Genomic DNA, 19,282 nt, shown 5'->3' on the forward strand with positions numbered 1-19,282 from the left:
CCATGCCTGTCCGACGCCCCTGCGGCGCGGACTGGCCGGAAAACCCACCGGGAAAAGCCCCCGGATAGAATCCCGCGCTTCCCTTCAGCCCCCGACCGCATGACCACCACCGTCCACTCCAACCTGCACAGAAGCGCGTGGAAGGACTGGTGGGAAGGCACCCGCCGCATCGACATCTGGTGGACCCTGGCCTGGTTCGACATCGTGCTGCGCTACCGCCGCTCGACGCTCGGGCCGCTGTGGCTGACCCTGAGCATGGGCGCCATGATCGGCGGCATGGGGCCGCTGTACGCCTCGCTGTTCGGCACCGAGCTGTCGAAGTTCTTCCCGCACCTGGCGCTGGGCATCATCTTCTGGACCTTCTTCTCGGTGACGGTGATCGACTCGGGCGACGCCTTCATCAACGCGCAGAACTACCTCAAGCAGGGCTACTTCCCGGTGAGCATGTTCGTCTGGCGCACCCAGGCGCGCAGCGTGATCCAGTTTGCCCACCACATCATCCTGTTCGTGCCGGTGGCCCTGTGGACGGGCATCTCGCTGTCATGGCCGGCCCTGATGGTCATTCCGGCCTTCGCCTTGCTCATCGTCAATGCCCACTGCATCGGCATCGGCCTGGGCATCCTGTGCACGCGCTTCCGGGACGTGGCCCAGATCATCGCCAGCGTCATGCAGATGCTGATGTTCCTCACGCCAGTGTTCTGGCTGCCCGAGAACCTGCCCGACCGGGCCAAGTACATGCTGTGGAACCCCCTGGCGCAGATGCTGGATCTGCTGCGCACGCCGCTGATGGGCGGCGTCGCGCACTGGCACAACTGGGCGGGCATGGCCATCTGGACGGTGATCAACATCACCGTGGCCTGCATCCTCTTCGCGCGCTATCGCCGCCGCATCGTCTTCTGGCTCTGAGTCGCCCATGACCTCCCTTTCGCTCAAGAACGTCAGCCTGGGCTTTCCGATCTACGGCGCCAGCGCCACCTCGTTCAAGAAGACGCTGGCCGCCTCGGTCACCGGTGGCCGCGTGGGCAAGGAAACCGGCGTGACGGTGGTGCAGGCGCTGTCGGACATCGACCTTGAACTCAAGGCCGGCGACCGCCTGGGCATCCTGGGCCACAACGGCGCCGGCAAGTCCACCCTGCTGCGCCTGCTGGCGGGCGTCTACGAGCCCACCTCGGGCGAGTTCGCCCGCATCGGCAGCGTGGCCAGTCTGATCGACCCGTCGATGGGCATCGAACGCGACGCGAGCGGCGTCGAGAACATCATGCTGCGCGGCCTGTCGATGGGCCTCAAGCGCCGCCAGATCGAGGCCATGACGCCCGAGATCTGCGAGTTCAGCGGCCTGGGCGAGTACGTGAACATGCCCGTGCGCACCTATTCGACCGGCATGGTGATGCGCCTGGCCTTCGCCATCTGCACCAGCATGACGGCGGACATCCTGCTGATGGACGAATGGCTCTCGGTCGGCGACGCCGACTTCCAGGCCAAGGCCGAGCAGCGCATGACCGAGATGGTGGCCAAGTCGGGCATCCTGGTGCTGGCCTCGCATTCGCCGAAGTTGCTGCTGAAGGAATGCAACCGGTTCATCCGGTTGGAGCACGGGCGGGTGGTGAGCACCGAGCCGCCCGAGCTGCTGGACTGAGAGCGACCCGCCCCCGCACCGGACAGCGGTCCCGGGCGGGGTCCCGTTCAGGCGGGCGAGTCGAATGCGATGCGGCGCACGCTCATGCCCAGTGCGCGCTGGTCCGGCCCCAGGCCGGCCGCCGCCGGGACCACCTCCCGGGAGACCCGCACCTGTACGCCCACGGACGGAAAGCCTTCTGCCGCGCTCCGGACCACGGATGCCGGTATGCGCATCGACAGCCCGTGCCCGGCGCGCAGCGGCTCCACCTTCACCACGACGCCATTGATCCACACCGTGGCAGCACCGAGCGGGGCGCGAGGATCGGCAAGCACCAGCAGGCCCTCGGGGATGCCGGCCTCGATGACGAGGTCCTTGCCCTCGTCCACGACCGCCCGCGACGCCACGACACGCGCGAAGGCCCCCGTCCACGCACCGCCATCGGGCGCGTCCGCCGGGAAATAGCCACCGATGAGCGTCGGCGGCGGCGCCTGACGGGCGACATCGAAACCGAGGGCGTTGTCCACCGTGCGCGGCTGCAGCCGGCAGACCCGGAAGATGCTGCCTTCCGCCCCCCTGGCCGGCATGCAGCTGGCCATGTCCGGGGACAGCGCGTAATTCAGCAAGAGATAACGCGCCGGGGCGCTGAGTTCGCCCTGTCCGTCCAGCATCACGTAGCGCGGCCCGGGGTGGTCGAGCACGCGCCGGGCGATCATTCGCTGCAGGCCATCGTTGTGCCCGGGTGAGGACAGATTGGACAAAGGGGCCACGAAAGCCGGTCGACCTGGCCAGAGCGCCGCCATGTAGCCGACGGGCGAACCGGACATCGACAGCAGCATCGCGTCCTTGGGCAGGGGCGGCAGGGCCGCGCGCGAAAAATAGCGCTTGCCCTCGACATCCACATGCCCCCAGTTCGGCACCACCGTGAGCAGAGCCGCGGAGCCCAGGCCAAGGAGGGCCGCCGCGGCCGCGCGCTCGGCGGCACCGCGCCGCAGCAGATCGATCAGCGTGGCGTGCAGCAGGAGCAGGGCCAGGATCTCGAGCAGGATGGCATAGCGGTAGATGCCGAAGAGCCGGATCCAGACGAAATAGGTGACCAGGAAGAAGACCGCGAGGAAGACACGGCGAGGCGCCACCGCGGCACGCCACCGGGGCCGCAGCATCGCGATCAGGGTCGGGACGGCCACGACGCACCCGATCAGCAGACGCGGGTCGCGGATCGGAAATTCCGAGTGCAGGGTGTTCTTCACCAGCAGGGCATAGAACGGCAGCTTGAGGACATCTGCCCATTCCTGCGGCAGGAAGCGCCGGTCCAGCATGCTGCCGTCTTCGAGCCAGGGCGAGCGGAACACGCCGTTGAAGAAGGGAAAGAGCGGGCTCTGGAAGTCCCGCTGGAGCAGCCACATCCACGGGCCCGCCACGATGAGGAAACCCAGGATGCCGGCCAGGGCGAAGCCGATGGCGCCCCGCGGACGCAGCCTCAACCCGTCAGGGCGGCGCAGCAGCGGCAAAGCCACGGTGAAGCCGACCACGGCCACCGCGGCGGTCAGCTTCAATCCGACCGCCATGCCCAGCAGCAGTCCACCCAGCGCCAACCGTCGATCCCATGCGCGCGCATCGGCAACGCCCGCCGAGACGATGCCCCAGACGCCTGCAAGGATGAGCGCGGCGACGACCCACTCGCCGGTGGTCGAATTGGCCTGGGCGAGGCCTGCCGCGCCCGAGACGGCCAGGCCGGTGGTGGCGACGCGCAGGGCCAGCAATTGCCAGCGGGCCGCACGACCGGCGGCCGGCGCTTCCTGCGCGGCGGTCAGCTTCCACACCAGGTACATGGCCGCGCCGAAGGGCGCGCCCATCAGGAAGACAACCACATGATCCGGCCAATGCCTGGCCGCCACGTAGAAGGGCAGGTCGATCAGCGGATTGAAGAGGGTCTGCAACTGCGCCGGGAACAGGTCGATCGTCCGCCGGCCGTGCAGGAGGGCCCAGGGGTTGTAGTAGTGGTAGTTCAGCAGATCCCAGTTGAGGTCCTTGCCGAGATAGACCGAGAAAAGACATCCGGCAAGGACGAACAGACCAAAGCGCCGCGTTTCGCTCATCGGCAACACTCTCATTTTTTAATCCCACACGTGGGTAAAAGACGCGGTCCGGCACCCAACCCGTCCGCCCCCGTGGAGCGGCGGCGCGTCACTCGGTGCTGGACGACGGCCAGAGGTCCTGGGCGACGTCTTCCAGATCGGCCACGCGCAGGGCCTGGGGAATCTCCGCGTCGGTGGGCCCGCCGAGCCAGTACAGGCGCCCCACCCCGGCGCGCAGGCCGGCCTCCATGTCGGTGCGCGTGTCACCCACCATGGCGGAGGCCGCGGGGTCGATGGCGTGCTCGGCCATGGCCTTCAACAGCATGCCGGGCGCAGGCTTTCGGCAATCGCACTCGGCCAGGTAGCGGCCTTGGCCGTGCTGTGGGTGATGAGGGCAGAAATAGATGGCATCGAGGCGGGCGCCCTGCCGTTGGAATTGCGCGCGCACCCAGTCCATGTAGTCATGGAACTGGCGCTCGTCGTAGTAGCCCCGTGCGATGCCGGCCTGGTTCGTCACCACCACCACGAGCCAGCCGCGGCGATTGGCCTGCGCGACGAGTTCGAAGATGCCCGGGACGAAATCGGTCTTGTCCGGCGTGTGCACATAGCCGTGGTCGACGTTGATGACGCCGTCACGGTCGAGGAAAAGCGTGGGTCGTCGCATGGCGCGGCGCTCAGGTGGTGGCATGCAGCACGCGCTGGGTGCCACCCAGGGGCTCGCGCGGTACCGAGGCATGGCTCTCGACATGGGCCCGCGCAAAACCGGCCTGGCGCGGTTCGTCCCAGCCGAGATCGATGCACGCCGCGCGATGGCGCGGCCCATGGAACGACGGCACGCCCCGGTGTTCCTGCAACGGCCGCTCCTCGAGGGCGGCCACCTCGACAGCACGCCGGCCGCGGCCAGGCCGTCGCCCGGCCTTCATGTCGGCGGCCGTGCCGACGGCCCGCAGATGGGTCGCTGCCGGCAGGAGTCCGCTGCACCAGCGGCTGCACGGCTCACGCATGCCCGCCCTGGGGCGACGACCCGACGAGCCTGGGAACCTTCGTCTGCGCCAGGGCGTAGTCCTCGGGCACGCCGATGTCGATGAAGTCCTGGACGCCGGGCCATGCGCGCATGTCCAGCTGGGCCAGCCGATCGGCCATCAGATCGCGCTCGAAGGAGAACCGGGTGGGCAGGTCCAGCCGCTGCAGGGCGGCCTTGTCGACCATGTAGACGCCGGCATTGATCCAGCCCGCACCGCTGCCGCCCTTCTCCGCGAAGCCGGTCACCTTGCGCGTGTCCGGCTCGTACAGGACGGCGCCATAGCGGCCGACATCGGACGTCTGCGCCAGCGCGATGCTCAGGTCGGCGGCGTCGGCGCGGGCCTGGGCCGCGAAGGCCTGGAGGTCCATGGCCGCCAGGGTGTCCCCATTGAGGACCAGAAAGCGGGGCGCCGCAATTCGGCTGGCGGCCAGGGCGACGGCACCGCCCGTGCCCAGTGGCTCCGGCTCGACGACGTAATGCAGGTCCAGGCCTTCGAACCGGTCCCCCAGCGCACCGCTGATGGCGTCGTGCAGGAAGCCGACGGACAGGTACACCGCCGGCACCCCCTGGCGCGCCAGCATGCGCAGCAACCAATGCAGGAAGGGCTCGCCGCCCACCATGGCCATGGGCTTGGGCGTCGACATGCCCACCACCGCGCGCAGGCGGGTGCCGAGCCCGCCCGCGAGGACCAGCGCCGGCTCCATCATGCGCGGGGAAAGATCCGGGCCTCCACCAGCCCGCAGATGATGTGGCCCAGCATGGCATGGCCTTCCTGGATGCGCGGCGTCTCGGGCGACGGCACGGCGATCTCGATGTCGCACAGGTCTGGCTCCGCCCAGCCGCGCTCGCCCGTGAAGCCGATCACCGTCAGGCCACCCTGCCGGGCCTGGCGCATGGCGCGCAGGATGTTGGGCGACTTGCCCGAGGTCGAATAGACCCAGAGCACGTCGCCGCGCACGCCCACCGCCTGCACCTGGCGCTCGAACACCCTCTCGAAGCCGTAGTCGTTGCCCACGGAAGTGAGGATCGACGTGTCCGTCGTGAGCGCGAAGGCCGGCAGCCCGGGCCGGTCGTACATGAAGCGGCTGACGAACTCGCCGGCGATGTGCTGGGCGTCGGCCGCACTGCCGCCATTGCCCGCGAGCAGCAGCTTGTTGCCGCGCTGCAAGGCCTGCACGATGACCTCGACGACCTCCTCGACCCGGCCCAGCAGGGCCGTGTCTTCGCGTACGGCCCGCAGGCAGGCCAGGGTGGCGTCGATCTGCTGTTCGATGATGGATTTCAATTCTTTCTCCAGGAATGAGCGCCACGCTCGGTGAAATTGCAGGTGAAGACCTGGCCATTGAAGCGTTGCAGGCAGCGCATGACTTCAGGACGCCGCGACAGTTCTGCCACGAACATCATGAAGCCGCCGCCGCCGGCGCCGGAGACCTTGCCGGCGAGCGCCCCGGCCGCCATGGCCGCGTCATAGACCTCGTCGATGGCCGCATTGCTGATGCTGCGAGCCAGCTTCTTCTTTTCTTCCCAGCCGGTCCGCATCGACTGGGCGAAGGCTTCGAGGTTGCCGGTGAGCACGGCCTCCTTCATGGCGCGGGCCTCGGCCTTGACGCGATGCATCGCCTCCAGCGGCGCGCTGTCGCGACGACGGATGTGGTCCGTCTGCTCCGCGATGATCGCGGCGGATTCGCGCGAGACGCCGGTGTAGAAGAGCACCACCGAGGACTCCAGCTCCGCCTTGAGTTCAGCCTTCATGCGCAGCGGATTGACGATGACGCGGTCGGCGTAGAACTCCATGAAGTTCATGCCGCCGAAGGTGGCCGCGTACTGGTCCTGCTTGCCGCCGGCCATGCCCAGGTCCACGCGCTCGATGTCGTGGGCCAGGCTGGCGATGTCGTATTCGCCCAGGGGCAGGGACAGGTACTCGCAGAAGGCCTGGAGCAGCGCCACCACCATGGTGGACGAGGAACCCAGCCCCGAGCCGGGGGGCGCTTCCGAATGGGTGATGACGTCCACGGCGAGCGGCTGGCCGCCCATGAAGTCGCGCACGACCCGGTTGTAGACGCCGACGTGCAGGTCCAGGCCCTGCTGTCGCTGGAGCACGGGCTCGGCGGCACCCTGCCACACACGTCCGCTGTCGGCCGCCGTCAGGCGGACCGTGCCGTGCTCGGCCGCGCACACCGTGGCATAGGCGTACTTGTCGATGGTGACATTGAGCACCTCGCCGCCGTATTGGTCGCAGTAGGGGGAGACATCGGTGCCTCCGCCGCCCAGGCCGAGCCGCAGCGGCGCCCTGGCGCGGGCCACGACAGTGGAAGAAGGAATGATTGCCTTCATGCAAACGTCTCCTTGATCGCAGAGCGCGTGTAGTCGGTGTAGGGCCGGACATCGATGTCCTGCACCAGGACGGCTTCCATCGCCGCGGCCGAGAAATGCGCGGCCACGTAGGCCGGACCCGCTGCGGCGGACTGCCGCCAGGCGTCGTCGTCCCGCAGCAGGCGCAGGATCTCGTGCGCCATCTGCTGCGGCTCGTCCGCCACGCTGGCGGCATCGCCGGTGCTGCTCAGGCCCTGCACGCCGACCGAGGTGGTGACCAGGGGCACGCCGTTGTGCATGGCCTCCACGACCTTGCCCTTGATGCCGGCACCGAAGCGAAGCGGTACCACCGCCAGGCCGACGCGCGCATAGATCGCCTCGAGCTCGGCATCGGTGACATAGCCCGTGACTTCGACACGCTCGCTCGCCAGCGCCTTCACCTCCGGGGAGGGATTGGAGCCGACCAGCATCAGTTGCACGTCCGGCTCGGCGGCCAGCACCAGCGGGAACACCTGCGCCATGAACCAGACGGCGGCGTCCACGTTGGGACGGTGCGCAAAGCCGGCCACGAAGAGCAGCCGGCGCCGCTCGCGCCCTTCCAGCGGCGCCGTCGGGCGGGGCTCGAAACAGTACGGCGGCAGGGTGCGGGCCGTGCCCGCGCCCGGATGGGCCTGGACCGCCGCCGTCTCGGTGGGCGAGGGATAGTAGATCGTGCTGACCTGCAGCCAGATGCTCAGCTCCAGCTGCCGCATGCGCTCGGCCGCCTCGGCGGCCGCGGCATCCCCGCTCAGCCGCGCGCTCGCGAGTTCACGCTCGTAGTGCAGGTCGTGGCCGTAGTAGAGCCGCTTGGCGGGGCTGTATGCGCACAGCGCAGGCAGGAAGGCCGCGGCGACATCCGGCCGGCTGATCAGGACATAGTCCAGGTCGCGGCCCATCTCGCGGATCCAGGCCTCGAAGCCCTGGTGATAGCGTGCGCCGTAGATGACCTCCACGCCCCGTTGCTGCAACTGGGGCCCGTACACCGGATCCGGCTGCAGGTTGTGGGGCCAGAACTTCACGCGCAGTCCCATGGACAGCAGGACGTCGATGAAGGCGTTCATCGAGCGCGACCCTGCGTCCCGATCCGGCTGCGGGATGTAGTGGTCGATGATGAGGATCGTCTTGCACAGGTTGGCGCGGTCCTGCGCCAGCAGGGCATGCTCGCCGTTGGCGAAATGCTCGCGCTCCAGCACCTGCGCCCATCGCTGGAGGAACTTGCGCTGATTGGCCACCTGGTAGGCCTTGACCCCCGAGCCGGTGTCGGTGCCGTGGGACAGCCCCTCGTGATGGATCACGCGCGACGCGGGTTGGTAGAGGACCTTCAGGCCCCGCGCCCGAATGCGGAAGGCCAGGTCGGAATCCTCGCAATAGGCCGGCAGGTAGTACTCGTCGAAGCCGCCCAGTTCGTCGAAGAGGGCGCGCGCCAACAGGATGGAGGCGCCCGAGCAGTAGTCGACCTCCTTGACGTAGTTGTAGCGGCTGTGATCCGGGTCATCCAGCCGGCCGAGGTTCCAGGCGCTGCCGTCGCGCCAGAGGATGCCGCCCGCCTCCTGCAGGCGGCCGTCCGGATAGAGCAGCTTGGAGCCCACCATGCCGCACTTCGGGTCGCGCTCGAAGAGTTCGAGCATGGTGTCGATCCAGCCCGCCTCGACCTCGGTGTCGTTGTTGAGGAAGCAGATGTACCGGCCCCGGGCCATCTTCGCCGCTGCGTTGCAGGAGCGCAGGAAGCCGAGGTTCTGCGGATGGACATGGAACCTCAGGCCCGGCACCTGCGCGAGCTTCAGGATCTCCTGATCGCCCGAAGCGTCCTCGACCACGAGGACCTCGATGGGCGCCTTGGGCAGGTGCTTCGCGATGGAGGCCACGCAGGCCAGCGTCATCTCAAGGTTGCCGTAAGCCGGGATCACCACCGTGACAGTGGGATCGGGCTGATCCTCGAACCGCAGCGATGCAAGGGTGGCGGGTGCCATCCGCTTGCGCTTCCAGGCCTCGTAGCGCGGGCTGCCCGAGAACACGGGCGCCGCCAGCCGAAACGCCAAGCCGCGGACAGCGGCCTTGAGAGCGGGCGGCAAGGGCATGGCTTCGTGCGCCTGGTAGGCTGCACGGAGCACCTTCGGCTTGACACGTTCGGGATGCCGCAGGAGATCGGACAGGAAGCGCACGGGTGCCGTCATGCGCCACGACGACGAGGAACGCAATGCCTGCACCTCGTGCTCGAGCACCGCAACCTGCGAACGAAGGGTCGCACTCTGCATGTCGGCCAGCGCCTGCGCCTGGACCGCGTTGCGGCGTTGCCCGTCGATGGACTGGATCCGGCGGTCGCGCTCGTCGAGCGCGTCGCGCAGCAGTGCCTGTGCCTGCCGGTCCTGTTCCTGGGCGGCAAGTTGACGGTCGAGCTCCAAGCGCAGCGCCCGCAGGCGCTCGGACAGCACGCGCAGGGCACGCTCGGTGTCGGCCTCCGACTCGCTCGGGGCCCCTTGCGCAGCGCCCGGATCGAGGTGCTCCAGTTGCCCCCCTGTTCCGCGCAGCGCCGGCAACTTGCGCGCGTAGTCGCGCTCAAGGTCGATGCATACCCGGCGGAACGCCTCCTCACCCGACAGGCCGCGCTCCTCTTCCCAAGTCTTCAGCCGGTCGACGATGTCGTAGAGCGAGCGCAGCACCGCAACCGCGTGCGGATAGTCCGAGACATCGTCGCTGCGCGTGCGGCCAGCGTATTCGTCGATCGCGCGATGGGCGAACGCCACCAGATCCGCCCCCGAATGCGCTGGTCGAGCACGATCCGCACGCGAGGTGTAGCGGTTGAGCTTCTCCACCCATTGCGCCACATCCTTGTGCGACAGGTGGTGGATGCAGACCCCCGTCTCCGGCGGAATGCGATAGGCCCGCGCCTCGTCGAAGGCCATGCCGTTGTGCACCGTGGCGCTCAGGTTCACGGCGGTGCGCCTGAAGAGCCGGACCTGATGCTCGGGCCAGTAATAGGCCCGTTCGTCATGCTCCCCGAGGATGTAGTGCCGCTGGGGCAGCAGATAGACATCGGCCCTCGGATTGCGAATCTCCTCCCGGATGAATGCGGCCGACTCGGCGCTCAGGCATTCGTCGTCGTCCAGGTAGAGGATCCACTCGTGCCGACACATCGCCACCGCCTGGGCGCGTGTGTCCTCCACGACCGCGGACCAGGGCACCACGACGACACGGTCGGCGAGGCCCGCGGCAATCTCGGCCGTGCCGTCGTCGGACGACTTGTCGACGACGAGCAGTTCATCGACGAACGACAGCGCCTTGAGGCAGGTCCCGATCAGGGTGGCACGGTTGTACGAAATGACGAGGCCACTGATACCCGGCAGGCTTGGCGACGTCTCCCCGCTTTGTTCTCTTTCCATCGATGCTCAACGCTCACGTCGGGGAATAGGTCTCTGCCTGCCTGAGCGGCACGGCCGCCGCATCCTTCGCCGACACCTTGGGCTCCCCCCCGAAGTCCGGCCATTCGATCCCGATGTCCGGATCGCTCCACAGGATGCTGCGCTCATGCGCCGGCGCGTAGTAGTCGCTGGCCTTGTACAGGAAGTCCGCGCTGTCGCTGGTCACCACGAAGCCGTGCGCAAAGCCGGCCGGGATCCACAGCTGCCGGTGGTTGCTCTCGCTCAGCTCCACGCCCACCCACTGCCCGAAGGTCGGCGAGCTCTTGCGGATGTCCACCGCCACGTCGAACACTGCGCCGCGCGTCACACGCACCAGCTTGCCCTGCGCCTGCTGCAGCTGGTAGTGCAGGCCCCGCAGCACGCCCCGGGTCGAGCGCGAATGGTTGTCCTGCACGAATTCGATGTGCCGGCCCACCGCCTCGTCGAACACGCGCTGGTTGAAGCTTTCCATGAAGAAGCCACGCTCATCGCCGAAGACCTTCGGCTCCAGGATCAGCACGCCTTCCAGCTTTGTCTTCGTGACGTTCATCCCCGGTACTCCTCGCGCAGCAGGCGCAGCAGGTACTGGCCGTAGCCGTTCTTCTTGAGCGGCGCGGCCAGCTTCTCGACCTGGGCGGCATCGATGAAGCCGGCGCGCCAGGCGATCTCTTCGGGGCAGGCGATCTTCAGGCCCTGGCGCTGCTCCAGCGTGGCGATGAACTGGCCGGCCTCCAGCAGGCTTTCGTGCGTGCCGGTGTCCAGCCACGCATAGCCGCGCTTCATGATCTGCACGTTCAGGCTGCCCTGCTCCAGGTAGGCCTGGTTGACGGCCGTGATCTCCAGCTCGCCGCGCGCACTGGGCTTGACGGCCTTGGCGATGTCCACGACCTGCTGGTCGTAGAAGTACAGGCCGGTGACGGCGTAGCTGCTCTTGGGCTGGGCGGGCTTCTCTTCGATGCTCACCGCGCGGCCGGCCTGGTCGAACTCGACGACGCCGTAGCGCTCGGGGTCGTGCACGTGGTACGCGAAGACGGTGGCGCCACTGGGCTGCGCGTCGGCGGCGCCCAGCAGCTGCTGCAGGTCGTGGCCGTAGAAGATGTTGTCGCCTAGCACCAGCGCGCTGGGGGCGCCGGCCAGGAACTGCTCGCCGATGATGAAGGCCTGGGCCAGCCCGTCCGGGCTGGGCTGCACGGCGTACTGCAGGTTCATGCCCCACTGGCTGCCGTCGCCCAGCAGTTGCTGGAAGCGCGGCGTGTCCTGCGGCGTGCTGATGATGAGCACATCGCGCATGCCGCCGAGCATCAGCGTGCTCAGCGGGTAGTACACCATCGGCTTGTCGTAGACGGGCAGCAGCTGCTTGCTGATGGCCAGCGTGGCCGGGTGCAGGCGCGTGCCGGAGCCTCCGGCGAGGATGATGCCTTTTCTGTTCTGGGTCATCGTTGGCTTCCTGGGAAAGAGGGACTGGCGGTCAATCCGCGCAGGTGGCTGCGATTGATGGGTGTTCGGCCAATCGTCAGAGGGTTTCGGCCAGCATGCGGGCCACACCCGCCTGCCAGTGCGGCAATTCGATGCCGAAGGTGCTGCGGATGCGCGAGGTGTCCAGGCGCGAGTTGTGCGGGCGTTTGGCCGGCGTGGGGAAGGCGCTGGTGGGCACGGCTTCCACCGCGTCGGGCGTGGTCTTGAGTTCGACGCCCCGGCGCAGCGCCTCCTCGACGACGAAGCGGGCATAGCCGTTCCAGGTGGTCGTGCCGCCAGCCACCAGGTGGTACAGGCCTGCCTTGGCCGGATCGCGCAGGGTCTCGCGGATGGCCAGGGCCGTGACGTCGGCCAGCAGCTCGGCGCCGGTGGGCGCGCCCCACTGGTCGTCGATGACCGTCAGGCGCTCGCGCTCCCTGGCCAGGCGCAGCATGGTCTTGGCGAAGTTGCCGCCGCGCGCGGCATAGACCCAGCTGGTGCGAAAGATCAGGTGCCGCTCGCAGTGGCCGGCCACGAGTTGCTCGCCTTCGAGCTTGGTGGCGCCGTAGACGGACAGCGGGCCGGTGGCGTCGTCCTCGCGCCAGGGCGTGTCGCCACTGCCGTCGAAGACATAGTCGGTGGAGTAATGGACCATCAGCGCGCCCAGCTTCTGCGCGGCCTGGGCCACGACGCCGGGGGCGGTGGCGTTGAGGGCGCGGGCGAAGTCGGGTTCGCTCTCGGCCTTGTCCACGGCCGTGTGGGCCGCGGCATTGACGATGACGTCGGGCCGCACGGCCTCGACCGTGGCGGCCAGCGCCTCGGGCCGGCTGAAGTCGCCGTGCAGCTCGGTGCTGTCGAAGTCCAGCGCCACCAGCTCGCCCAGCGGCGCCAGGCTGCGCTGCAGCTCCCAGCCGACCTGTCCGCCCTTGCCGAAGAGCAGGACCTTCATGCCGCCGCCTTCGGCTGCTCTCCGTACTGCTTGGCCACCCAGTCACGGTAGCCGCCGCTTTGCACGTTGCGCACCCACTCCTGGTTGGCCAGGTACCACTCGACCGTCTTGCGGATGCCGGTGTCGAAGGTCTCGGCCGGCTTCCACCCCAGTTCGCGCTCGAGCTTGCGTGCGTCGATGGCGTAGCGGCGGTCGTGGCCGGGGCGGTCGGTGACGTAGGTGATCTGCTCGGCGTAGGCCTTGCCGTCGGCGCGGGGATGCAGCTCGTCCAGCAGCGCGCACACGGTCTTGACGATCTCGATGTTGGGCTTCTCGTTCCAGCCGCCCACGTTGTAGGTCTCGCCCAGCTGGCCGGCTTCCAGCACGCGGCGGATGGCGCTGCAGTGGTCCTTCACGTAGAGCCAGTCGCGCACCTGCATGCCGTCGCCGTAGACCGGCAGGGGCTTGCCGGCCAGGGCGTTGACGATCATGAGCGGGATCAGCTTCTCGGGGAAGTGGAAGGGCCCGTAGTTGTTGGAGCAGTTGGTGGTCAGCACGGGCAGGCCGTAGGTGTGGTGCCAGGCGCGCACCAGGTGGTCGCTGGCGGCCTTGCTGGCCGAGTACGGGCTGTTGGGCTCGTACTTGTTCTCTTCGGTGAAGGCCGGGTCGGTGGGCGAGAGCGTGCCGTAGACCTCGTCGGTGGAGACGTGCAGGAAGCGGAAGGCCGCGTTGCGCTCGGCCGGCAGCTGGCTCCAGTAGCCGCGCACCGATTCGAGCAGGCGGAAGGTGCCCAGCACGTTGGTCTGGATGAAGTCCTCGGGGCCGTGGATGGAGCGGTCCACATGCGACTCGGCGGCGAAGTTGACGACGGCGCGGGGCTGGTGCTCGGCCAGCAGGCGGTCGATGAGGGCGCTGTCGCCGATGTCGCCCTGCACGAAGACGTGGCGCTTGTCGCCATCGAGCGAGGCCAGCGTCTGGAGGTTGCCTGCGTAGGTCAGCTTGTCGAGGTTGACGACCGGCTCGTCGGCGCCAGCCAGCCAGTCGAGCACGAAGTTGGCGCCGATGAAGCCGGCGCCGCCTGTCACAAGGATCATGTATCTCTCGCAGGAATCGTAGAAATGGCGCACCCTGGGAGCGGTGCGCCGAGGGGGGCGATTATCCATGCGCCTCCCCGGCGTCTTTTCAACCAAACGCTACATCACGCACGTCAGACCCACTCACTGTGACACTGTGTCAACAGCCAGCGCCGATGCCGCAGCGCAGCATGGACGCCCCGGACACATGGGGTAGAGTGATCCGGCACAGAACACACAAGAGACAACGGAGGCTGCCCATGACACGGAAAGCGCCGCGCCGCACCGCCCAGCGCATCCAGGAAACCGCCCTGGCGCTGTTCAACCGCTTTGGCGAGCCCAACGTCTCCACCACGCTGCTGGCCACCGAACTGCGCATCAGCCCCGGCAACCTCTACTACCACTTCCCGGCCAAGGAGGCGCTCATCAACCGCCTGCACGAGGACTTCGAGGCCAGCCTCGACGCCCTCCTCGCCCAGGCCACCGACGTGCGCGACCTGGCAGGCGCCTGGCGCTTCGTGCGCGAGCTCTTCGAGCTGATGGGACGCTACCGCTTCCTGTACCGGGACATGAACGACCTGCTGAGCAACAACCACCACCTGGAGACCCGCCTGCGCGAGGCGCTGTCGCGCAAGGAGGCCGCCATGCAGGCCATGCTCTCGGGACTGGCGGGGGCGGGACTGCTGCGGCTGGAGCCCGCGGAGCGCGAAACCCTGGCGCGCAGCATGGTGGTGCTGGCGACCTACTGGCTCAACTACGAATTCGTGTGCAATCCTCGCGAGGCGCTGGAGCCGTGTGCCATCTGCGACGCGATGGTGCGGGGCACCCGTCACACCCTGCAGCTGTTGGTGCCCTACCTGGGCGCCGCCCAGCGTGCAGAGCTGGTGCGCCTGGCGAGCGCACCGGCGCCCGAGGAAGACGCCCTCTCGACCTGAGAAAGCCTGCCGCCATGCCGCCTGTCCTGCGCACGCCTCCGCCGCCCGAGCAATGGGCCACGCCCGATTGCCTGGGTCGGTTTCCTTTCGATGCCGCCCGGGTGCGGACCGCGTGGACGGCCCTGCACGCCGGCCAGCCCCTGCCACCGCCCGCCACCGAGGCGCTGGCCGGTGCCTGGGCGCTGTACCACGCGGGCGATTTCGCGGCGGCGGCCCAGGCCGGCCAGCGGATCGGCGGCGCACCCGGGGCCGCACTGGCCGACCAGGCCACCGCCATCTATGCCAACTATGTGGAGCCCGACGACGAGCGGCGCCTGGCGCTGCTGCGCCAGGTGGGCGAGCGGGCACTGGCCCGGCACGAGGCCGACGGGGCGGACGTGCAGGCGCTGTACTGGCATGCCTATGCGCTGGGACGCCATGCGCAGGCCGTGAGCGTCGCGCGGGCCCTGGCCCAGGGCCTGGGCGGTCGCCTCAAGGAGACGCTGGAGCGGATCATCCAGTTGCAACCCGGCCATGCCGATGCCCACTTCGCGCTCGGCGCCTTCCACGCGGAGGTGATCGACAAGGTGGGCGAACTCGTCGCCCGCATGACCTACGGCGTGCGCGCCGAACGCGCGGTCGAACTCTTCGAACGGGGCCTGGCGCTGCACCCGGCCTCGGCCACGGGCCGGGTCGAGTACGCACGGGCGCTGGTGGCGCTGCGCGGCGACCCGACACTCGCGCAGGTGCAACAGCTGTACGAAGACGCCGCCGCCGTCGAGCCGCTGGACGCCCGGCAGTGCCTGGACCGTGAAGTGGCGCTGGCCTGCATGGCGGATTGACGTCGGCCAGCGTTGTCGCGACCAAAAAGCGCACAATCGTGCTTTTTTCAGACCCACCCGCCATGTCCGACCTGCAAGCCCGTTTCGAAGCCGCCGAAGCCCGCTCCAAGCTGCTGCCTTCGCGCCCCGACAACCCCACCCTGCTGAAGATCTACGGCCTCTACAAGCAGGCGACCCTCGGCGACAACACCGAGAAGAAGCCCAGCTTCAGCGACATCGTCGCCCGCGCCAAGTGGGATGCCTGGAACACGCACAAGGGCGTGTCGGCCGACGAGGCCAAGAAGAAGTACATCGACCTGATCGACGCCCTGCACGCCGCCTGAACAGGTCGGCCCATGACCAGGCCGCTCCCCGGAGCGGCTTTTTGTTGCCCGGTCGACGGGCCGTTCAGGGCGCCGGTGCGGACGCCAGCGCCGCCACCCTGGCCTCGTGCGTCGGCAGGCGCCCGATGCGCTCGACCTCGGCATGGAAGCGCGCCCAGTCCCCGTTGCAGCGCGCGAAGAGCTGCTCGAACTGCGGCACCAGCTGGTCGTAGGCCGCCTGCGCGCCGAAGGTCGCGTTGTTGGCCCGCGCCACCCAGGCGTCGTAGGCGCCCTGGCGGCCGTCGGCCGGCCAGCCGGCACGCAGCTGCGCATAGCGCTCGCGGAATTCGCGCATGGCGGTCTGCTTCATCGCCTCGACCCGGGCCCAGTCGCCCGCCTTGGCGGCCGGCGAGCCGTAGGCGCGCGCCAGCGCCTCGCGCGTGGCCAGCATCAGCGCCTGCATCTGGCGCCGGCGCTGGTCGAAGCGGGCATAGGCCTCGCGCGCCGGCTCGTCCGCCTCGTCGCGCAGCCACTGGGCGCTGCCCAGGCGCTCGACCGCCGTGGCGTAGGACTCGTTGAACACCGTGTCGCCCGAGACATAGAAGCGCTGGTGCGCCAGCTCGTGGAAGACGATGCGTGCCAGCTCGCCGTCCGGATAGCCGATGAAGGTCGACAGCAGGGGATCGCCGCCCAGCCAGTTGAGCCAGCCCAGCGTCGAATAGGCGGGCACCGGGTAGACGGCCGCCTCCAGGCCCTCGGCCCGCTGGCGCGCCGCCTCTGCCTGGGCCTCGGCCTCGTCGTAGTAGCCGCGGTAGCCCACGCAGCCGGCCACCGGGTAGCACCAGGTCTTGAGCTGCAGCGAATAGGCCGGCGCCGCCACCACGTTCCAGACGGCGGCGGCGCGGTGCAGGTCGGCATAGGCCGTGTAGCTGCGGTTGTCGGGCAGCGCCAGCCGGTCGCTGGCATAGCGGCGGATGTGCTGGGCCAGCGTGAGCTTGCGGCGCAGTCCTTCGGAGAGCGTGGCGTCCTGCAATACCTCGGGCACGGGGCGCGCCGCATGCAGGATGGCCAGGTGGCCCCCCACCGATTGCGCGTAGTAGCCCAGCGGGCCGCAGCCGGCGAGCAGCAGCGACGCCACGGCCCCGCCGGTGGCCAACACCAGGCGCCAACGCCTCGGCCGCGCCGGCGTCCCTGCAACATCGCCCGGGGTGCGCACGCCATCCGGGCCGGCAGAGGGCCTGCTCACGCCGCCACGGCCTCCACCTGCACCAGGCAGTCGTAGAAGGTGGGGCCGCGGCCCAGGTCGGTCAGGCGCTGGCTGGTCAGTTCGTTGACGTTGGTGCCGTCCGCGCCCAGCTTGCGCCACCAGATGCCCAGGCCGTTGACCACGCCCGGCCGGGCACGGCGCGAGACCTCGGCGCGGCAGCGGTGCTCGCCGCGGGCGTTGAACACCCGCACCATGGCACCGTCGGCGATGCCGCGCGCTGCGGCATCGTCGGCATGGATTTCCACCAGCGGCTCGCCTTCCATGGACCGCAGGCTGGTCACGTTGACGAAGGTGGAGTTGAGGAAGTTGCGCGCCGGCGGCGAGATCATGGCCAGCGGATAGTCGGCCGAGCTGCCCGCAGACTCGTAGTTGGGCAGGTGGTCCGGCAGCCCGTCCAGGCCCTGCGCGGCCAGCCGGGCGCTGAAGAACTCGCACTTGCCCGAGGGCGTGGGAAAGCCGCCCTCGGCGAAGGGCGCATCGGGCAGCGGAAGGGTGGCGAAGCCGTCGCGCTCCAGCGCCGCCCAGTCGATGGCCTCGGGGCGGAAGGCCTGGCGGCAGAGCGTTTCGTCGTCGTCGGCAAAGCAGGGCTCGTCGAAACCCATGCGGCGCGCCAGCTCGCGGAACACCCAGGCATTGCTGCGCGCCTGGCCGCGCGGCGCGACGGCGGGGCGGTTGAGCATCACGTCGGTATGGCCGTAGCTGAAGTGGATGTCCCAGTGCTCCAGCTGCGTGGTGGCGGGCAGCAGGTAGTCGGCGTGGTCGGCGGTGTCGGTCTGGAACTGCTCCAGCACCACGGTGAACAGGTCCTTGCGCGCGAAGCCCGCGGCCACCTTGGCCGACTCGGGCGCCACCGCCACCGGGTTGCTGTTGTAGACCACCACCGCCTTCACCGCGGGGCCGCCGGCCAGGGCCGTGGCATCGCCGGTCAGCACGTCGCCGATGCTGCTCATGTTGAGCGTGCGGGGCTGGCGGCCGGCCAGCAGGTCGGGGCGGTGCAGCGTGGCGCGGTCCGCCGGAAACTGGCCGGAGGCACTGAGCAGCAGCCCGCCCGCGCGGTGCCGCCAGGCACCGACCAGCGCCGGCAGGCAGGCCACGGCCCGCGCCGCATTGCCGCCGCCGCGCACGCGCTGCATGCCGTAGTTCAGGCGGATGGCCGCCGGCTTGGTCGTGCCGTAGTCCCGCGCGAGGGCCTCGATCTGCGCCACCGGCACACCGCACACGGCGGCCGCGCGCGCGGGTGGCCATTGCAGGGCGCGCTCGCGCAACTGTTCCCAGCCCAGGGTGTGACGGGCGATGTAGTCGTGGTCCAGCCAGTCGTGCACGATCAGCTCATGCATCAGCGCCAGTGCCAGGGCGCCGTCGGTGCCCGGCAGCAGGGCGATGTGCTCGTCGCACTTGTCGGCCGTCTCGGTGCGCCGCGGGTCGATGCAGACCAGCCGCGCGCCGGCCCGCTTGGCGGCCTGCGCATGGCGCCAGAAATGCAGGTTGCTGGCGATGGCGTTGCTGCCCCAGATGAGGATCAGCTTGGACTCCGCGAAATGCTCGATGCGCATACCCACCTTGCCGCCCAGCGTGTAGCCCAGGCCTTCGCCGCCGGCGGTGGAGCAGATGGTGCGGTCCAGCAGCGAGGCGCCCAGCTTGTGGAAGAAGCGCCGGTCCATCGATTCGCCCTGCACCAGGCCCATGGTGCCGGCGTAGCTGTAGGGCAGGATGGCCTGCGGCTCATCGGCGGCGATGGTCTTCAGGCGGGCGGCGATGTCGTCCAGCGCCTCGTCCCAGCTCACCGGCTCGAAGCGGCCCTCGCCCTTGCGGCCGACGCGGCGCAGCGGCTGGGTCAGCCGCTCCGGGTGCGCATTGCGCTCCAGGTAGCGCGACACCTTGGTGCACAGCACGCCGCCGGTGTGGCGGTGCGCCGGGTTGCCCTGCAGCTTGATGGCAACGCCGTCCTGCACCGTCGTGACCAGGCCGCAGGTATCGGGGCAGTCGTGCGGGCAGGCGCCGAGGACGGTGTGCGTGTCGGGGGTGGGCATAGCG

The 19,282-nt window shown here is 69.2% G+C and carries 18 protein-coding genes; 5 read left to right on the plus strand and 13 right to left on the minus strand.

Going from position 1 to position 19,282, the window contains the following annotated elements; all coding sequences use genetic code 11:
• The first annotated feature begins 99 nt into the window (after positions 1-99).
• Positions 100-906, plus strand: a complete 807-nt coding sequence (locus L0984_RS07210) for an ABC transporter permease (protein ID WP_017757218.1) — start codon at positions 100-102, stop codon at positions 904-906.
• Positions 907-913: 7 nt separating this feature from the next.
• Positions 914-1,636 (plus strand): ABC transporter ATP-binding protein, encoded by a 723-nt coding sequence (locus L0984_RS07215; protein WP_017757217.1) that lies wholly within the window; start codon positions 914-916, stop codon positions 1,634-1,636.
• 47 nt (positions 1,637-1,683) lie between these two features.
• Here the strand turns inward: L0984_RS07215 and L0984_RS07220 are convergent, their stop codons facing one another.
• The 11 genes from L0984_RS07220 to rfbB all read right to left on the minus strand — a co-directional run bounded on the left by L0984_RS07220 (position 1,684) and on the right by rfbB (position 13,944).
• The gene (locus tag L0984_RS07220) at positions 1,684-3,714 is read right to left on the minus strand and encodes a hypothetical protein (protein ID WP_234193064.1); all 2,031 of its coding nucleotides are present in this window, start codon (positions 3,712-3,714) and stop codon (positions 1,684-1,686) included.
• A gap of 88 nt (positions 3,715-3,802) precedes the next feature.
• The gene (gene gmhB, locus L0984_RS07225; RefSeq protein ID WP_234193065.1) at positions 3,803-4,357 is read right to left on the minus strand and encodes a D-glycero-beta-D-manno-heptose 1,7-bisphosphate 7-phosphatase; all 555 of its coding nucleotides are present in this window, start codon (positions 4,355-4,357) and stop codon (positions 3,803-3,805) included.
• A 10-nt stretch (positions 4,358-4,367) separates the two neighbouring features.
• Positions 4,368-4,529, minus strand: a complete 162-nt coding sequence (locus L0984_RS07230; RefSeq protein WP_234193066.1) for a hypothetical protein — start codon at positions 4,527-4,529, stop codon at positions 4,368-4,370.
• Positions 4,530-4,689: 160 nt separating this feature from the next.
• On the minus strand, positions 4,690-5,424 hold the full coding sequence (locus L0984_RS07235) for a sugar phosphate nucleotidyltransferase (protein ID WP_234193067.1): 735 nt from the start codon (positions 5,422-5,424) through the stop codon (positions 4,690-4,692).
• Positions 5,421-6,014, minus strand: coding sequence for a D-sedoheptulose 7-phosphate isomerase (locus tag L0984_RS07240; RefSeq protein WP_370645932.1), 594 nt, complete (start codon positions 6,012-6,014; stop codon positions 5,421-5,423). The genes L0984_RS07235 and L0984_RS07240 overlap by 4 nt, the downstream gene beginning before the upstream one ends.
• Complete coding sequence (locus L0984_RS07245; protein ID WP_234193068.1) at positions 5,999-7,051, minus strand: GHMP family kinase ATP-binding protein; 1,053 nt, start codon at positions 7,049-7,051, stop codon at positions 5,999-6,001. Before L0984_RS07245 ends, L0984_RS07240 begins: the two co-directional genes overlap by 16 nt.
• Entirely contained in the window at positions 7,048-10,449 is a 3,402-nt protein-coding gene (locus L0984_RS07250) for a glycosyltransferase (protein WP_234193069.1), read from the minus strand. Before L0984_RS07250 ends, L0984_RS07245 begins: the two co-directional genes overlap by 4 nt.
• 13 nt (positions 10,450-10,462) lie before the next feature.
• Positions 10,463-11,017 (minus strand): dTDP-4-dehydrorhamnose 3,5-epimerase, encoded by a 555-nt coding sequence (rfbC, locus tag L0984_RS07255; RefSeq protein ID WP_234193070.1) that lies wholly within the window; start codon positions 11,015-11,017, stop codon positions 10,463-10,465.
• Positions 11,014-11,904: a glucose-1-phosphate thymidylyltransferase RfbA gene (gene rfbA, locus L0984_RS07260; protein WP_234193071.1), complete on the minus strand. Its 891-nt coding sequence runs from the start codon at positions 11,902-11,904 to the stop codon at positions 11,014-11,016. The genes rfbC and rfbA overlap by 4 nt, the downstream gene beginning before the upstream one ends.
• A 76-nt stretch (positions 11,905-11,980) precedes the next feature.
• A complete protein-coding gene (rfbD, locus tag L0984_RS07265) occupies positions 11,981-12,871 on the minus strand; it encodes a dTDP-4-dehydrorhamnose reductase (protein ID WP_234193072.1) in 891 nt (296 codons plus the stop codon).
• Positions 12,868-13,944 carry a dTDP-glucose 4,6-dehydratase gene (rfbB, locus tag L0984_RS07270; protein ID WP_234193073.1) on the minus strand — a complete coding sequence of 359 codons (1,077 nt, stop codon included), beginning with the start codon at positions 13,942-13,944 and terminating at the stop codon, positions 12,868-12,870. Before rfbB ends, rfbD begins: the two co-directional genes overlap by 4 nt.
• 239 nt (positions 13,945-14,183) lie before the next feature.
• On the opposite strand from rfbB, the gene L0984_RS07275 reads away from it, so the two are divergent.
• The 3 genes from L0984_RS07275 to L0984_RS07285 all read left to right on the plus strand — a co-directional run bounded on the left by L0984_RS07275 (position 14,184) and on the right by L0984_RS07285 (position 16,002).
• Positions 14,184-14,858, plus strand: coding sequence for a TetR/AcrR family transcriptional regulator (locus tag L0984_RS07275; protein WP_234193074.1), 675 nt, complete (start codon positions 14,184-14,186; stop codon positions 14,856-14,858).
• A gap of 14 nt (positions 14,859-14,872) precedes the next feature.
• On the plus strand, positions 14,873-15,679 hold the full coding sequence (locus tag L0984_RS07280; protein WP_234193075.1) for a hypothetical protein: 807 nt from the start codon (positions 14,873-14,875) through the stop codon (positions 15,677-15,679).
• A 62-nt stretch (positions 15,680-15,741) separates the two neighbouring features.
• Complete coding sequence (locus tag L0984_RS07285) at positions 15,742-16,002, plus strand: acyl-CoA-binding protein (RefSeq protein ID WP_234193076.1); 261 nt, start codon at positions 15,742-15,744, stop codon at positions 16,000-16,002.
• Positions 16,003-16,066: 64 nt separating this feature from the next.
• Here L0984_RS07285 and L0984_RS07290 read toward each other — a convergent pair whose 3' ends face one another.
• Together L0984_RS07290 and L0984_RS07295 are read right to left on the minus strand one after the other, a co-directional pair.
• Entirely contained in the window at positions 16,067-17,140 is a 1,074-nt protein-coding gene (locus L0984_RS07290; RefSeq protein WP_234193077.1) for an aminopeptidase, read from the minus strand.
• Positions 17,141-17,223: 83 nt separating this feature from the next.
• The gene (locus tag L0984_RS07295) at positions 17,224-19,278 is read right to left on the minus strand and encodes a molybdopterin-containing oxidoreductase family protein (protein WP_234193078.1); all 2,055 of its coding nucleotides are present in this window, start codon (positions 19,276-19,278) and stop codon (positions 17,224-17,226) included.
• Positions 19,279-19,282 lie beyond the last annotated feature (4 nt).

It is taken from the genome of Pseudacidovorax sp. NFM-22 (assembly GCF_021401245.1).
In the GTDB taxonomy this organism is placed as follows: domain Bacteria; phylum Pseudomonadota; class Gammaproteobacteria; order Burkholderiales; family Burkholderiaceae_C; genus Xenophilus.

Coding starts and splice junctions, on each gene's coding strand:
- rfbD (WP_234193072.1), bottom strand. CDS start 12,871: ATGAAGGTCCTGCTCTTCGGCAAGGGCGGACAGGTCGGCTGGGAGCTG.
- L0984_RS07280 (WP_234193075.1), top strand. CDS start 14,873: ATGCCGCCTGTCCTGCGCACGCCTCCGCCGCCCGAGCAATGGGCCACG.
- L0984_RS07220 (WP_234193064.1), bottom strand. CDS start 3,714: ATGAGCGAAACGCGGCGCTTTGGTCTGTTCGTCCTTGCCGGATGTCTT.
- L0984_RS07275 (WP_234193074.1), top strand. CDS start 14,184: ATGACACGGAAAGCGCCGCGCCGCACCGCCCAGCGCATCCAGGAAACC.
- gmhB (WP_234193065.1), bottom strand. CDS start 4,357: ATGCGACGACCCACGCTTTTCCTCGACCGTGACGGCGTCATCAACGTC.
- L0984_RS07250 (WP_234193069.1), bottom strand. CDS start 10,449: ATGGAAAGAGAACAAAGCGGGGAGACGTCGCCAAGCCTGCCGGGTATC.
- L0984_RS07215 (WP_017757217.1), top strand. CDS start 914: ATGACCTCCCTTTCGCTCAAGAACGTCAGCCTGGGCTTTCCGATCTAC.
- L0984_RS07235 (WP_234193067.1), bottom strand. CDS start 5,424: ATGATGGAGCCGGCGCTGGTCCTCGCGGGCGGGCTCGGCACCCGCCTG.
- rfbA (WP_234193071.1), bottom strand. CDS start 11,904: ATGACCCAGAACAGAAAAGGCATCATCCTCGCCGGAGGCTCCGGCACG.
- L0984_RS07245 (WP_234193068.1), bottom strand. CDS start 7,051: ATGAAGGCAATCATTCCTTCTTCCACTGTCGTGGCCCGCGCCAGGGCG.
- L0984_RS07210 (WP_017757218.1), top strand. CDS start 100: ATGACCACCACCGTCCACTCCAACCTGCACAGAAGCGCGTGGAAGGAC.
- L0984_RS07295 (WP_234193078.1), bottom strand. CDS start 19,278: ATGCCCACCCCCGACACGCACACCGTCCTCGGCGCCTGCCCGCACGAC.
- L0984_RS07285 (WP_234193076.1), top strand. CDS start 15,742: ATGTCCGACCTGCAAGCCCGTTTCGAAGCCGCCGAAGCCCGCTCCAAG.
- rfbC (WP_234193070.1), bottom strand. CDS start 11,017: ATGAACGTCACGAAGACAAAGCTGGAAGGCGTGCTGATCCTGGAGCCG.
- rfbB (WP_234193073.1), bottom strand. CDS start 13,944: ATGATCCTTGTGACAGGCGGCGCCGGCTTCATCGGCGCCAACTTCGTG.